Here is a 15,154-nt window from a genome sequence, read left to right on the forward strand (position 1 = left end):
TTTGACTTTTGTGGATTTAAAAGATATTCGCGTCAGCTATGACGGAAAACAAGATATTTTAAAAGATTTAAATATTTCAATGGAAAAAGGAGAGTTAGTTTCTTTATTAGGACCGAGTGGTTGTGGTAAAACGACCACGCTAAGAGTGATTGCTGGATTAATTAAGCCAAACGACGGACAGTTTTTCGTTGACCAAGAAGAACTAACAAAGGTTCCTGTCCATAAAAGAAACTTCGGAATGGTTTTTCAAAGCTATGCGCTATTCCCTCATTTAACGATTGCAGAAAATGTCGCTTTTGGGTTGAAATTACGCAAAGAAAGCAAACAAACCATGGACCAAAAAGTCACGGAAATGCTAAAAGTATGTGGTTTAGAAAGCTTGGGTGACCGTTATCCAAAACAATTATCTGGTGGCCAAAGACAGCGGGTTGCGCTAGCACGTGCTCTGATTATTGAACCTAAACTATTATTATTAGATGAACCGTTAAGTAATTTAGATGCAAAATTACGAGTGGCAATGCGGATTGAAATCAAACGGATTCAACAACAATTAGGCATTACGACAGTTTTTGTCACACATGACCAAGAAGAATGTTTTTCTATTTCAGATAAAGTGGCCATTATGAATAATGGCGTGATTGAACAATATGATTCACCAGAAACGATCTATCGTTTGCCTCGTACTAAGTTTGTCGCTGAATTTATCGGTTTTGAAAACTTTTTCTATGTCGAAAAAATGGAAGCTGGTCATTATCGGACACAAACAAATCAAATAATGAAAACGACTAATCCTGAACCAAATGTTACAACGACGGTGGCAACGATTCGTCCAGAGGACATTGAGATTGTTTCAGAACCTGCTACTAATACTGTCGCAGGGACTGTCGCTGTCCGAACATTTTTAGGGAAAAGCTATCAATATGAAGTGGAAACAGCGTTAGGTACATTGCTGGTTAACGGAACAAGTGAACAGTTATATGAAACAAACGAAACCATTCACTTGGCTTTTCCAGCTGAGAAATTAGTTATTTTAGAAAAATAAAAACCATTTTGGAGGAAGATTTAAAAATGAAAAAACGCGTAATTTTAGGGACATTAGTCGCTGCAACGTTATTAATGACTGCTTGTGGAAACAGCGAAGCAACTACGAAAAGCGAGAGCAAAGGTGGAAGTAATGCTTTAGTCGTTTCAACTTTCGGATTAAGTGAAGATATTGTCAAAAAAGACATTATCGCTCCATTTGAAAAAGAGAATGAAGCGAAAGTTACCTTAGAAGTAGGCAATAGCGCAGACCGCTTTACGAAATTAAAAAATAATCCCAATGCGGGAATTGATGTCATTGAATTAGCACAAGCAAATGCAGCACAAGGTGGAAAAGAAGGGTTATTTGAAAAAATTACAGAAAAAGAAGTACCTAATTTAAGTCAGTTAACGCCGGGAGCAAAAGAGGTTTTTGAAAGTGGTGCTGGCGTACCAATCGCTGTAAACAGTATCGGGATTGTTTACAACAAAGAAAAATTAGGCAAAGAAATTAAGAACTGGGATGACTTATGGTCAGCTGATTTGAAAGGTAAAATTTCTGTTCCAGACGTTGCCACGACGGCAGGTCCTTTAATGTTATACGTTGCTAGTGAACATGCTGGTCAAGATATTACAAAAGATAACGGGAAGGCCGCTTTTGAAGCGATGAAAGAATTAAAACCAAACGTTGTTAAAACGTATTCAAAATCGTCAGATTTAGCTAATATGTTCCAATCTGGTGAAATTGAAGCAGCTGTGGTTGCTGATTTTGCGGTTGATATTATTCAAGGCGCAGCAGAAAACGTGACGTATGTCGTTCCAGAAAGCGGCACGTATGCCAACTATAATACAGTCAATATTCCTAAAAAAGCACAAAACAAAGAAACCGCCTTTAAATTTGTTAACGCACGGATTAGTGAAGCATCACAAAAGGCCAAAGCGATTTCATTAAATGAAGGACCTACAAATCAACAAGTAACGCTAAGCGAAAAAGAAGCGAAAAATAAAACATACGGTGCCATTGCCGAACGTGCCAAAACAGTCGATTTTAATTTTATTAATAGTCAACTAGCGGATTGGATTGATCAATGGAATCGGACGATGAATCAATAGTTTTAGAAAAGAGGGACAAAATGAACGTCGATGTATTACTAAAAAATGTATGGCTGTATCAAACAGTCACTCAAACATTCGTTCAACGAAATGTTGCGATTAAAAATGATAAATTTTATTACATTTATGAAGAAGAGAACGTCAATTTGCAGCCCCAAAAAACAATTAATGCCGAGAATCAATGGATGATTCCCGGCTTAATTGATGCACACATGCATATTGAAAGTTCCATGACGACACCTACTATTTTTTCCAAAGCAGTAGTACGTTACGGTGTGACAACGGTGATTGCCGATGCCCATGAAATGGCTAACGTATTTGGCTTAGAAGGCTTAAAAGCTTTTATGGCCGCTGAAACAGAACTGGATATCTTTCACGCAATTCCTTCCTCGGTTCCTTCAACAACCCCAGAATTAGAAACAACTGGTGGGATGATCGGCTTAGCAGAAGTAGCAGAATTACTCAAAGAACCAAAAGTGATTTGTTTAGGGGAAGCCATGAATTTTAAAGGGATTTCCTATGAGCCAGATTCTTTAATTCGTCAAATTATCGATTTGTGCCAAAAACAACGACCAACCATGCCTTTAGAAGGCCACTGTCCTAAAATCGAAGACCAAGAGTTAGCAGATTTTCTATATAGTGGTATCACTTCAGATCATACCCATCAATTTCCTAAAACGTTAAAAGAAAAAATTGAAGCGGGCGTCTTTATTCAATTTCAAAATAAATCAATCACTCCTGAAAACATTCAGGTGATAGTAGACAATGACTTCTACAATTATGCAAGTATTATCACGGATGACGTGATGGCTGATGATTTGCTAAAAGGTCATCTAAATGAAAATGTCAAAAAAGCCGTTCAAGCAGGCTTGCCTATCGAAAAAGCCATTTATATGACAACTTATACGCCGGCCAAACGAATGGGTCTCCATGATCGCGGCGAAATTGCACCTGGTAAAAAAGCTGACTTTTTGTTGTTAAATGACTTAGAAAGTTTTGATATTAATACGGTTTATAAATCTGGAAAGGTCGTTTTTGAAAAAGGCGAGCCCTTTCATCATCCAGAAAAAATTGAAGAGTTTCCAGCCGCGTACCAACAAACCATTCAATGTAAAAAGTTAACAGAAGAAGATTTACTTTTAAAGGTGGCTACAACAAAAGAAACAGTTCGTTGTAATGTGATTCAAAAACAAGAAATTGGCACATTTACAGAGCGAATTACAAAAGAAATTCCTGTTGAAAATGGATTGTTGCAATGGCAAAAAGCCAACTGTGCCTTATTAATTGTGATGGAACGTTACGGAAAAAATGGCAATATTTCTTTTTCTTTAATGGATCAACCCCTTTCCGAGAAAGGAGCCATTGCGACAACCTGGGCCCATGATCATCATAATTTAATGGTGATGGGTAATACGATTGAGGATATTTTATTAGCGCAGAATGAATTATTAGCGATGCAAGGCGGCTATTTGGTTGCTTCGGATCAGCAAGTGATGGCAACTTGTCCTTTACCAATTGGTGGGATTTTATCGCAAGCACCGATTGAACAATTAGGCGCTGCTTTGCAAAAAGTCCGACACGCTATGCAAACGTTGGGCTATCAAAATATGAATGAAATCATGTCCTTTTCCACACTATCGTTGCCTGTCTCGCCAGCCATTAAAGTGACAGATTTTGGGATGATGGATACGAAGTCACAACGTTTCTATCCATTAGTTTTTCCAGAGGATGGAGTCTTTTTGCATGAAAACACTCATTAAAAATGTGCATATACTAACAATGGATGAGCAATTTTCAGAAATCAAAGCCGGCTATTTAGTGATTGAAGAAGACACAATTGTGGAATTAGCACCAATGACCACACTTGATGAAAAACAAATTGCTGCAAATCAAGTAACCGATGGTCAAAATGGAATTTTAATGCCTGGGATGATTAACACGCATACCCATGTGGGCATGATTCCGTTTCGTTCGTTAGGAGACGATGTGCCAGATCGACTTCGGCGTTTTCTTTTTCCATTAGAACAATTCATGACAAAAGAATTAGTAGGATGCAGTAGTGATTATGCAATTGCTGAAATGTTACTGAGTGGTATTACGAGCTTTTGTGATATGTATTATTTTGAAGATGAAATTGCTAAAAGTTGTGAAAAAATGAGTGTCCGTGCTTTGCTCGGAGAGACGATCATTGATATGCCTACTTGTGATAGTCCGGAACCTTCAGGCGGTCTTTTTTACGCGGAAACCTTTATTCGCAACTGGCAAGGACATCCGCTGATTACGCCTATGCTTGCGCCGCATGCACCGAATACCAACTCACCAGAAGTGTTAGCAAAAATTATTGAACTTAGTCGGCAATACCAAGTCCCTGTGACCATGCACGTTGCTGAAATGACTTATGAAATGGCTGAGTTTGAAAAAGCCTATCATAAAACACCAATTGCTTTTTTAGAAGAACTGGGTTATTTGAGTGAGCCGTTTATTTTAGCTCATTGTATTTTGGCAACAGATGAAGATCTTGTAAGTTTAGCTGCTACTAATGGAAAAGCGCGTGTCGCTCATTGTATCGGTGCGAATACTAAATCAGCCAAAGGCGTAGCGCCGATTAAGCAAATGCTTGATCAAGGGATTATTGTCGGTTTAGGCACGGATGGACCTAGTAGTGGGAATACGTTAGATTTATTCACCCAAATGCGTATGGTTGCGAATTTTCATAAGACAGCACATCAAGATCGTTCCTTGTTTCCTGCGAAAGAAATTGTTTATCTGGCAACGATGGGGGGCGCTAAAACGTTAGGTTTGGCGGAACAAGTCGGCTCATTGGAAGTGGGCAAAAAAGCGGATATAACATTAATTGAAACGCAATCAGTTAATATGTTTCCAATTTTTGATGCCTATTCAGCGTTGGTTTATTCAGCAAATGCTAGCAATGTTGAAGCCGTTTGGGTGAACGGTCAACAGTTAGTTGCCAATAAAGAATTACAACAAGCTAATCTCAAAGAAATCAAGGAAAAATTATATCAGGCCATGAATACGTTTGTGAAAGAAGCTAAAAAAAGAGCTGCTCTCTAAACAGAGCAAGTAGGACGTATCGGAGTGATTAAATAACGCTGGATTTACCTTTAGTGATTCAGGTTCTAATAGAGCGCAGACAAACTTTTAATGAAAGAGTTGTCTGTGTTCTTTTTTGTTATAAACATTTTTCTTTTTCTATATATATTTTTAAGGTAAGTTGTATTATAGTAAGTTTGAGAAGATGAGAATGAGAGGAAAAGCAATGAATATACAACGGTTTATAGAAAAACGCAAAGCACGTGGTTTGTCGCAAAGTGAATTGGCTAAAGGGATTTGTACGCAAGTTACGGTTAGTCGCTTTGAAAAGAATGGTCAAGTCCCAACTTTAAAAATATTGATCCAACTATGTAATCGTTTAGAGCTACCTTTGGGGGAACTCTTCCCGCGCGTAGGGATTAAACAACCTGAAATTCTTGAAAAAATGGAAGAAGCAGAATTCTTCTTGATTACCAGCGAACATGACCAATTGCAAACAATTTTAAAAAATATTCCTTTTGATGAAATCAAAGATTCCCAACTGTTATTAGAATATTATTATTTACAAGGCTTTGTCATGATTTTTCAAAATGCTTCGTTGATGGATTGCTTATTTACCTTTGAAAAACTTCTGTTTGAAGAGCAAAAATACACGAGCGATATTTACCGTTTGTTAGCTTTTACTGGCATTGGCATGGCCTATGCCAAAGAAGGCGAAATTGAGAAAGCAGAATTTTATTTCAATAAGGTCTTCAAGGAAATTTATCTCTATACTATTCAATCAATGGAAGATACTTGGCGAGTATTAAATGTTGTCTTTCACTGTGGTGTTTTTTATGCAGAAAAAGGCGATTTAGAAACAAGTGATGCTTTGTTAGAGTATGCGATTTCCATCTGTTCTGATAATCACGTCACGTATTACTTGGCAAGAGCAGCTTTCCAGCTTGCGAAAAATGCCTTAGCTGAAGAAAAGCCGCAAGAACAAATTTTAGAACTACTACAAGATGCCCGCGCGTATGCAAAAATCAATAAAAATCGCATCTTGTTGGAAGCAATTCAAACATTGAAAGAAACAATTTTATCTAAGAATAATTAGGTTATATAGAAAATTATATATTTATTTTCAAAATATAATAAAAAAAGCGTTTTTTAAAAGAGTTCAAGACACGTTACGGCCTTAAATGAAAATTTTAAGGTCGTTATTTTATATAAAAAAATATATAATCGACTTGACTGGCATCAAATAAAGGCGTATGATTCATTTGTGAATAAATGTGAAATAAAACACAATCTTTCGTGGAGAGGAAGTCTTGAGGTGCAACAAAGTCAAACTATTTATTTGATGGGCACAGTAATAGATGTATTTGTAGACCATGAAGAACCTGAAAAAATTCTAGAAGAAGTGCAGCAACGATTGATCACTTATGAACAACGCTTTAGTGCAAATGATTCAACTTCGGAACTGATGGCTGTCAATCAACAAGCTGGGCAAACACCGGTCAACGTTCATCCAGAGTTGTATCAATTAATTGCATTAGGAAAAAAACATAGTTGTGATCCAACCAGTCATTTGAATGTGACCATTGGCCCGTTAGTTCAAACGTGGCGAATCGGTTTTAAAGATGCCCGTGTCCCGTCAGATGAAGAAATTAAAGCTTGTTTGAAAATAATTAATCCAGAAAAGATTCACTTAAATCCCTTAAAACAAACGGTTTTTTTGGAAGAAGAAGGAATGAAATTAGATCTGGGGGCTTTAGCAAAAGGCTATATCGCTGATTTACTAATTGCCTATTTGAAAGAAGTCCATGTTACATCTGCTTTGATTAATCTGGGCGGCAATATTGTGACGTTGGGGCCCTCTACGCATCAAAACAAAAAATGGCGAATTGGTATTCGCAATCCGCAAGAATCCAGAGAAACAATCAGCTTACTTGTCGAAGTGGCTAATCAATCGGTTGTGACGTCAGGTATTTATGAAAGAAGTTTAATCGAAGCTGGGCGAGTCTATCACCATTTGTTGGATCCGACAACCGGTTACCCATTGGAAACTGAAATGGCCAGCATCACAATTATCTCGGATGCTTCAGTGGATGGTGAGATTTGGACGACGCGTTTATTTGGTTATCCAATTCCAGAAGCGCTTGAAATCCTCAATCAACTAGCTGGGATTGAAGGAATCATCATTACACAAGATCAGCAAATTTTATATACCAGTGGGTTAGCAGATACTCTTCACATTATCCATTCATAGAACCGAAAAAGAAAGGACAGCTCATTATGAAAAAAATTATCGGCTTAGTAGGAACGAACTCAGAGCAATCAACCAATCGTCAACTTTTGCAATTTATGCAACACTATTTTGCGCAGGAGGCTGACATTGAACTAGTTGAAATTATTGACTTTCCTATGTTTAACAAGCCAGAAGACAAAGTTTTGCCAGAAATAGTAAAAACGGTTGCTGAAAAAATTGAAGCAGCAGATGGTGTCATTATTAGTACACCTGAATATGACCATGCGGTGCCGGCTTCTTTGATGAACGCCCTAAGTTGGTTATCTTACGGGATTTTTCCGTTTGTTGATAAACCAGTTATGATTACTGGTGCATCCTATGGCACGTTAGGTTCGTCTAGAGCACAAGCGCATCTGCGCCAAATTTTAGATGCTCCTGAATTGAAAGCACGAATTATGCCAAGCTCTGAGTTTCTATTAGCGCATTCCTTACAAGCTTTTGATGAAAGCAATGCGTTAAAAGATTCAGAACAAATTGATAAACTAGCTGGCTTGTTTGCAGATTTTTGTGTATTTATTGAAATTACAGAACAGTTGAAACATGCGCATGCGCAAAACAAAAAAGAAGCAGAAAATTTCTCATGGGAAACGATTTAACGAAATGGAGTGAATAAAATGAAATTAATTGGGATCGTCGGATCAAACGCTGATTCTTCTTATAATCGGTTACTATTGCAATATATTGGCAAAGAGTTTTATAAAATGTTCGACTTGGAAATTTTAGAAATTAAAGATATTCCAATGTTTAATCAAAGTAAGGATCAAACGAACAGTGTCTTAATTCAGAATATGAATCGCAAAATTTTACAAGCAGACGGCGTAATTATTGCGACGCCCGAACATAACCATACCATTCCTGCCGGTTTGAAAAGTGTGTTAGAATGGTTATCTTTCAAAATTCATCCGCTGGAAAACAAACCAGTAATGATTGTTGGTTGCTCTTATTATGATCAAGGAACCTCGCGTGCGCAATTACATCTCCGTCAAATTCTTGATGCACCTGGTGTCAATGCGATCGTCATGCCTGGAAACGAGTTTTTATTAGGAAAAGCTAAAGAAGCATTTGATGAAAACGGCAACTTAATTGCGGAGGGAACACGTCAATTTTTAGAAAGCACATTACAAAAATTCGTGGAATTCATTGATGTGATTTCAAAATTAGAAGGGGCTAAGCCAAAAGACTTACCTGAAGATTTACATGCAAAAGGAACCATTGAAACAACGATCGAAGGGGTTGATATGGCAGCAGATGATTGGGTAGAACAAGCAGCAGAAGCGGTTCAGGCTGTTGAAGGCGACACATACGTAAAATTAGATCGAGGCATTTTAACCGTAGATCAGCTAAATTATTTCTTAAAATCAATGCCAATGGAATTGACTTACGCAGACAGTAACAATCAATTTTTATATTACAATAAAAAAATGGCTGCTGAAGAAATGTTTGCTAAACGGCAACCAGGACAGGTTGGTAATCCATTAGCGAATTGTCATCCACCAAAAGCATTGAAAAATGTAGAATGGGTGATTCAACAATTACGGTCAGGAAAAACAGATGCTATTCGCGTTCATGTTCCAATGCACGGACCAGATACCTATGTAGTGCATAATTATCAAGCGATGTATGATGATAATGGAAATTACGCGGGAATTAATGAGTATATTTTAGACTTTAAACCAATTGTTGATTGGTATTTAAAACAAACTGGGCAAGAATTAGTCGGTGGAAAAAACGTCGATGCAGTCAGTGGTGCCTCCAAAAAAGAAGCGCCAGAAACGGCAGATAGTGTATCAAGTGCGTCAGTCCATGAAGAAGAGTCAGCGACCGAAAAGCCAGCAGTTGACAGCGTTTCTAGCGCTTCGATTAAAGAGTAAAATAACAGCAAAAAATAGTGGCAACAAGTAGTCATACTGTATTCAGATTAGCAATGCCAAATGAGGACTTTTATTGACAGAAGCTGATACTTAAAAGAGCAAGAACTTTATAGGAAGATGGTATAGAAGACGAACCAAAAGTTTCAATCATTTTTGACGAATAGGCTAGAAAAGAAACAGAAAATTAGTCAAACAAATCAGCTTTTCTTTAAATCTAAAGTAAAAAAATAACAAAAAAAGCCTCCTTGGTGACGCAAGGTGGCTTTTTTTGGTTAAAATAATACTTTTCTATGAAGATTCCTAAATATTGAAAGAATCATTTTTAAATTTGTGGAAAAAATAAGCAAGATTGACACTCACGTCTTGTTAAAAAAATAGATACTTAAGGCGTGATAGTTTGGAGTTGAAAATGTGACTACTTTGTTAGATGAATTATTAGACCAAGAATTCCGAGATAAATTACTTATTTATCAAACTTTTATGAATAGTGAAGGTCCATTATTAAAAGAAGAATTTTATGGATATTTTGATTTATCCACTCAAAAGTTAGAATCGTTGTGCCGTCAAATAAATTATGAATGTACACAAATTTCTTCAAGGAGTCAAATTCTTTTTCCAGCTAAAGGACTGATTAGTGCGCAAAAATTATCGCAAATTGATTATCAAGCGTTAAGAAAATATTATTTTGATCAATCACTAATGGCCAAGTTGCTTCTTGATGTGGGTCTCTATCAAAAGCACACGATTCAAGAATTTTCGCAAATTCATTTTATGAGCAAAAGTAAAATATATGCTTTCTCGTATAAACTAAATCTGATTTTAGCTAATTGGCGTATTAAATTAAAGTCAACAGGCTTGGTTGGAGAAGAGAAAAATATCCGAAGTTTTTGTTTTCAATGCTTGTATTATTTTTATGGCAGTAATCAAGAAAGGCTGCCTAACATTTTGCTGGAAAATAGTCATGGTATTAAACGATTTATAAACGATCTACAACTGATGTATCAAAGAACGTTTAGTCTTAATCAAAGCGCACAACTATATATTCTTTTAACGATCCAACGTTTTCGTGTCTTTTCTGATCATGTAGTGGACTCTTTTACGGAAGTTCATGTGCCTAGCTGTTTACAGCATGCGTTTGAAAAAATTTATACAAGTGAAACACCTCTTTTTAAAGAGGATTTTGGCAAAGAAACTTCATATATTTTTCTTTTTTTAAGTTTAAATGAATACATTGATAGTCCGATTGTTTTTCCAAATAAGTTAACCATGTTAGACGAATTTATTAATCATATGAATAGTGTTATTCCTTTCTTTGAAAAGCGAATTACGGTGGAAACAAAAGAAAAATTAAAGTTGATTTGTTATCGCTGGGACCGTCTATACTTTTCGGTGGCTGCATTTATTCCCGCCAAGCAGAGCAGTTTCTTTGAAGAGCGGTTTCCTCAAATTCATCGCGCCATAGATGGTTTTATACAAAAGACAGAGTCGCTGTATCAAAAACGATTTTTAATGTATGAGCGCGTGCATCTATATTATGATTTTATGTTTTGTTTGTTAAATGATCGTTCTTTTTGCGCAATTGAAAAAACGATTCATGTATTTGTTGATTTTTCTGGTGGGGAGGATTATAACCGCTTTATTGCAAAAATTATTGCTTCTTTCAACTATATGGATGTTCTGATTGATCACAAATTAACCTTAGAAACCGATTTGTATTTGTCCGATTTTTATAGTTCGAAAGTACGGTGTCGTCAATTGACATGGCGTCATTTGCCGGAAACAAAAGATTGGCAAGTATTTGCTGAGGTGGTCAGAGAACTAAGAAAGGGAGAGACTCAGAAAAATGAGCACTATGGCAGAGACGCAATCGAGATGTGGCGAGAACAAGAATATGAAGGATAGTCAAGTGAGACAAGCAGTTAACTATAAAGACTTAACTGGTCAAAAATTTGGTGAGTTGATAGTAGTAGCACCAACAGCAAAAAGAAAAGAAGGGCTGATTGTTTGGGCCTGTCGCTGTTCTTGTGGGAGCTATGCAGAAGCTTCAAGAAGACAACTAATTCGTGGGTATCGAACCAAATGTGCGCACCATCGCTATCAAACAATGTTGAAAAAAAACTATCATGAATTAGTTGTGGTACGGATTGAAAGTATTCAACAGACAATGAAAGCGTATTGTCTGTGTACGTGCGGACAAGCTTGCTGGGTTCGCTGTGAAAATTTGTTGAATGGTCATACCAAAAGTTGCGGGCATCGTAAAAAGAAGGATTACCGACAAAGAGTTGCTGGTGTAATTCCAGGAAAGTTACAAAGTAAACGCCCTAAAAATAATAGCAGCGGATACAAAGGAGTGAGCCAGACCGCTTCTGGGAAATGGCTGGCTTATATCTCCTTGAAGGGCAAGCGCCATAACTTAGGTATATTTACAGAAAAAAGTGAAGCAATTTTAGCAAGGAAATTAGCAGAACGTCGTCTATTTCAACCAATTTTACAACAAGAAATAGTGACTACAAATAAAGAAGTTTAGCAGCAGAGAGGATGCGAAAGATGTTAGCAGGTTTATTTTCAGTAACTGGAATGATTTTATTGGGGATTTTATTTTGCTTAATTGGTTATCAAACGTTTCGAAAACATCATCATTAAGAGAAGAATGTTCCCACCGTTTATCAGCTTTTGAGCCTGGAACAAAAATCCAAAGTGATTTTTGTCCCAGGCTCTAGCTTTTTTTATAAAAAAGCTAAGAAAAGGATAAGAGATTGTGGAAATTCTTTAGGTTGTTTAACAAAGCCTTAATTTCGTTTGTTTTAGATTGTGGCTAAGAAGATTTTTCTCTATACTAAGTCTTCGGAAATCAAAGAAAAGAAAGGAGCGAGTGATGTGGTTAAAAAAATTGGTTTAAGTATAATGCTCTTATTTTTTTTCTTAATTATCGCTCTCCCAATCTATGCGTGGAAGATTGAGCCGAATTTAGTTCACGTTAATCAGGTGACTTTGGGAAAGAAAAATCAACGAGAACCATTGAATGTTGTGCAACTTTCGGATATACAAGTTTCAGAATTTTATGAGACGAAGCGGTTAGATAAAGTCATAAAAAAAGTCAATCGTGAAAAACCAGATATTATCGTTTTTACAGGTGATTTATTTGACAATTATGCTGAAAATCCACAACAAAAAGAACCGATGATTGAAAAGTTAAAACAGTTGCAAGCGACAATTGGAAAATATGCAGTTTGGGGAAATCATGATTATGGTGGCGGTGCTTCTGCGGTGTATGATGAAGTCATGGAGGCCAGTGGCTTTACCGTTATGAAAAACCAAGGAGAAACAATAACCTTAGCAGATGGACGCCGTCTTTTTATTGGTGGTTTAGATGACTCGTTATTAGGAAATCCTTCGGTTTCAGAAACATTATCCTATCGAGAAACGTATGACTATGCGTTATTAATGACCCATGAACCAGATGTCGCGGATGCATTTGTTGGCACGGGTACACAGTTAGTTTTAGCAGGACATAGCCATGGCGGACAAATTTGGATTCCTTTTTATCCAATCACAAATGTTTTAGCAGAAAAGTATACCAGAGGATTGTATCAGTTGGACCAAGAAACGCAACTATATGTTAATACAGGCTTAGGAACGACCGCCATTCATGCCCGTTTTGGGGTGATCCCTGAAATTACACATTTTACTATTTATCTTTAAAAAGTCTGGTCAATCCAACCAGACTTTTTTCTGTTATTTAACAGAATTATTTTTAAGAAAAAGAGGTTCATATTTTGGTGAAACGTTTCTATAAAATGCTTTGAAATATCTAGAAAAGAGTATTTTTATGGAAAAAGAAGCAGGGGAAATAATTTCTTTATAAATGGTCTATAGCGCTTTTTAATGCTGTTATTTTTAAATAAAACCATAATGTAAGGGTTTACAACTATTTAGACTGAAGGTATAATCTGTTTGTAGAAACGTTTCACTAAAAAGAAAGGAACCCTGCTTATGAAAAAACTAAAAAAGTTTTATGATCAGCGGCAATTGCATTGGATGGTACTTCCGGGTGTAGCATTCATGATTGTCTTTAACTACATTCCAATTTATGGAATTATCATTGCTTTTAAAAATTATACGATTGTTGACACGGTTTCTTCTGCACCATGGGTTGGACTTGAAAATTTTCGAATCATTATGGAAGATAGTTTTTTTTGGGAAGCAGTTCGTAATACCTTAGCGATTAGTTTAATGAAACTTTTTTTAGGATTCGCTATTCCGATTATCTTAGCAGTAATGATTTTTGAAATGAGAGATGGACATTTAAAAAAAGTGATTCAGACGATTTCTTATATTCCCCACTTTTTTTCTTGGATCGTTTTAGGCGGGATGTTGATTTCGTGGCTTTCAACAAATGGCTTTATCAACCAAGTCATGATGTCGTTAGGCTTAATGAATCAGGGCGTCAATCATTTGTTAGATCCTGATAAGTATTGGTGGATTGCTGTTCTTTCTGATTTGTGGAAAGAAGTAGGTTGGGGCACGATTCTCTATCTTGCTGGCATGTCTCGCATTGATCCAACGTTTTATGAAGCGGCGAGAATTGATGGTGCTTCAAAATTAACACAAATCCGAACGATTACTTTGCCCTTATTAGCGCCGATTATTTCGTTGAACTTAATTCTAAATGTTAGCGGTTTATTGGGATCGAACTTAGATCAAACGTTGGTTTTAATGAATGCTCAAAACCAAAACAAATCAGAAGTAATTAATTCATTTGTTTATCGTATGGGGCTAACGCAAGGGGACTTTTCTTATGCGACGGCAGTTGGTTTAGGGATTTCTGTTATTTCAATTGTTTTATTAGTCATTACAGATCGCATTACTAGAAAAATGAACAATGGTCGGTCGGTTATTTTATAAAGGAGGCAACAGCTGTGATTAAAAGAAAATCAAAAGAAAACAAATGGTTTTACTTTTTCAATACGTTAATTCTTGTGTTGTTTTCTTTATTAATTATCGTACCAATTTGGAATATTTTAGTTTCCTCAGTTTCGTCAAGTTCGGGTTTAGCTGGTAAAGGCTTGGTTTTATGGCCGAAAGGATTTACGCTAGAAAATTATCGGAAAGTTTTTTCGGATAGTAGCATTCCGCGAGCGTTTTTGATTTCTGTTTTAAAAACAGTCATCGGTGCGTCGACGCATACGCTGTTCTGTGCAATTGTCGCCTATGGACTTAGTAAATCTAGACTAGTCGGGCGTAACATTTATACAACGATGGGTGTGATTACAATGTACTTTGGTGGGGGCATGATTCCCACATATCTTTTGATTAAGTCATTAGGACTCTTAGATACCTTCTGGGTATACATCATTCCAGCTTTATTTAGCTATTATGATGTAGTTATCTTAATGAACTTTTTCCGAGAAATTCCACCATCTTTAGAAGAATCCGCCAAAATAGACGGCGCCAGTGAGTTTCAAATTTTTTATAAAATCTTTTTACCTTTAACAAAACCGGCATTAGCCACCATTATTTTATTTAATGGGGTTGGTCAATGGAATGACTTTATGACCACGAAATTATATATTACCAAAGAATATCTGTATCCATTGCAGATGAAAATTTATGAAATTATTGTTCAATCCAACTTGAGTACCATGACAGAGAGCGGCAGTACAGATATGGTGGTGCAGGCAACGACACGTGGTGTTCAGCTGGCAACAATTGTCATTACAACGATACCAATTTTAATCATTTATCCATTACTACAAAAACACTTTATCGGCGGTATGATGGCCGGTGCAGTAAAAGAATAAAGAAAGTA

General features: G+C 36.6%; 13 protein-coding genes. All 13 read left to right on the plus strand.

Annotated elements, in window-relative coordinates; genetic code table 11:
* Window position 1 precedes the first annotated feature (1 nt).
* The 13 genes from IGL49_RS04880 (at window position 2) to IGL49_RS04940 (ending at window position 15,146) form a co-directional block, all read left to right on the plus strand.
* Window positions 2-1,042, plus strand: a complete 1,041-nt coding sequence (locus tag IGL49_RS04880) for an ABC transporter ATP-binding protein (protein WP_104853792.1) — start codon at window positions 2-4, stop codon at window positions 1,040-1,042.
* A 26-nt stretch (window positions 1,043-1,068) separates the two neighbouring features.
* A complete protein-coding gene (locus IGL49_RS04885; RefSeq protein ID WP_104853793.1) occupies window positions 1,069-2,133 on the plus strand; it encodes an ABC transporter substrate-binding protein in 1,065 nt (354 codons plus the stop codon).
* The gene (locus tag IGL49_RS04890; RefSeq protein WP_174128046.1) at window positions 2,109-3,893 is read left to right on the plus strand and encodes an adenine deaminase; all 1,785 of its coding nucleotides are present in this window, start codon (window positions 2,109-2,111) and stop codon (window positions 3,891-3,893) included. Before IGL49_RS04885 ends, IGL49_RS04890 begins: the two co-directional genes overlap by 25 nt.
* On the plus strand, window positions 3,877-5,205 hold the full coding sequence (locus IGL49_RS04895; protein ID WP_104853795.1) for an amidohydrolase: 1,329 nt from the start codon (window positions 3,877-3,879) through the stop codon (window positions 5,203-5,205). Before IGL49_RS04890 ends, IGL49_RS04895 begins: the two co-directional genes overlap by 17 nt.
* 184 nt (window positions 5,206-5,389) lie before the next feature.
* Window positions 5,390-6,280, plus strand: coding sequence for a helix-turn-helix domain-containing protein (locus tag IGL49_RS04900; protein ID WP_002382193.1), 891 nt, complete (start codon window positions 5,390-5,392; stop codon window positions 6,278-6,280).
* A gap of 219 nt (window positions 6,281-6,499) precedes the next feature.
* On the plus strand, window positions 6,500-7,435 hold the full coding sequence (locus IGL49_RS04905) for an FAD:protein FMN transferase (RefSeq protein WP_104853796.1): 936 nt from the start codon (window positions 6,500-6,502) through the stop codon (window positions 7,433-7,435).
* A gap of 26 nt (window positions 7,436-7,461) precedes the next feature.
* On the plus strand, window positions 7,462-8,070 hold the full coding sequence (locus IGL49_RS04910) for an NADPH-dependent FMN reductase (protein ID WP_104853797.1): 609 nt from the start codon (window positions 7,462-7,464) through the stop codon (window positions 8,068-8,070).
* A gap of 18 nt (window positions 8,071-8,088) precedes the next feature.
* Window positions 8,089-9,345 carry an NADPH-dependent oxidoreductase gene (locus IGL49_RS04915; protein ID WP_104853798.1) on the plus strand — a complete coding sequence of 419 codons (1,257 nt, stop codon included), beginning with the start codon at window positions 8,089-8,091 and terminating at the stop codon, window positions 9,343-9,345.
* Window positions 9,346-9,756: 411 nt separating this feature from the next.
* The gene (locus tag IGL49_RS04920) at window positions 9,757-11,247 is read left to right on the plus strand and encodes a helix-turn-helix domain-containing protein (RefSeq protein ID WP_104858177.1); all 1,491 of its coding nucleotides are present in this window, start codon (window positions 9,757-9,759) and stop codon (window positions 11,245-11,247) included.
* Complete coding sequence (locus IGL49_RS04925) at window positions 11,198-11,872, plus strand: hypothetical protein (RefSeq protein WP_162782575.1); 675 nt, start codon at window positions 11,198-11,200, stop codon at window positions 11,870-11,872. Before IGL49_RS04920 ends, IGL49_RS04925 begins: the two co-directional genes overlap by 50 nt.
* 284 nt (window positions 11,873-12,156) lie before the next feature.
* Entirely contained in the window at window positions 12,157-13,047 is an 891-nt protein-coding gene (locus IGL49_RS04930) for a metallophosphoesterase (protein WP_174108218.1), read from the plus strand.
* Between the two features lie 291 nt (window positions 13,048-13,338).
* Entirely contained in the window at window positions 13,339-14,250 is a 912-nt protein-coding gene (locus tag IGL49_RS04935) for an ABC transporter permease (RefSeq protein ID WP_002382199.1), read from the plus strand.
* Between the two features lie 14 nt (window positions 14,251-14,264).
* Window positions 14,265-15,146: a carbohydrate ABC transporter permease gene (locus tag IGL49_RS04940; protein WP_002357901.1), complete on the plus strand. Its 882-nt coding sequence runs from the start codon at window positions 14,265-14,267 to the stop codon at window positions 15,144-15,146.
* Window positions 15,147-15,154 lie beyond the last annotated feature (8 nt).

Source organism: Enterococcus sp. DIV1337a (assembly GCF_051712285.1).
GTDB classification, from domain to species: Bacteria; Bacillota; Bacilli; order Lactobacillales; family Enterococcaceae; genus Enterococcus; species Enterococcus faecalis.

What these genes read in the sequence shown, in the direction of transcription:
- IGL49_RS04890 (WP_174128046.1), top strand. Translation starts at nt 2,109, where the DNA reads ATGGAATCGGACGATGAATCAATAGTTTTAGAAAAGAGGGACAAAATG.
- IGL49_RS04915 (WP_104853798.1), top strand. Translation starts at nt 8,089, where the DNA reads ATGAAATTAATTGGGATCGTCGGATCAAACGCTGATTCTTCTTATAAT.
- IGL49_RS04925 (WP_162782575.1), top strand. Translation starts at nt 11,198, where the DNA reads ATGGCAGAGACGCAATCGAGATGTGGCGAGAACAAGAATATGAAGGAT.
- IGL49_RS04900 (WP_002382193.1), top strand. Translation starts at nt 5,390, where the DNA reads ATGAGAATGAGAGGAAAAGCAATGAATATACAACGGTTTATAGAAAAA.
- IGL49_RS04885 (WP_104853793.1), top strand. Translation starts at nt 1,069, where the DNA reads ATGAAAAAACGCGTAATTTTAGGGACATTAGTCGCTGCAACGTTATTA.
- IGL49_RS04895 (WP_104853795.1), top strand. Translation starts at nt 3,877, where the DNA reads ATGAAAACACTCATTAAAAATGTGCATATACTAACAATGGATGAGCAA.
- IGL49_RS04935 (WP_002382199.1), top strand. Translation starts at nt 13,339, where the DNA reads ATGAAAAAACTAAAAAAGTTTTATGATCAGCGGCAATTGCATTGGATG.
- IGL49_RS04910 (WP_104853797.1), top strand. Translation starts at nt 7,462, where the DNA reads ATGAAAAAAATTATCGGCTTAGTAGGAACGAACTCAGAGCAATCAACC.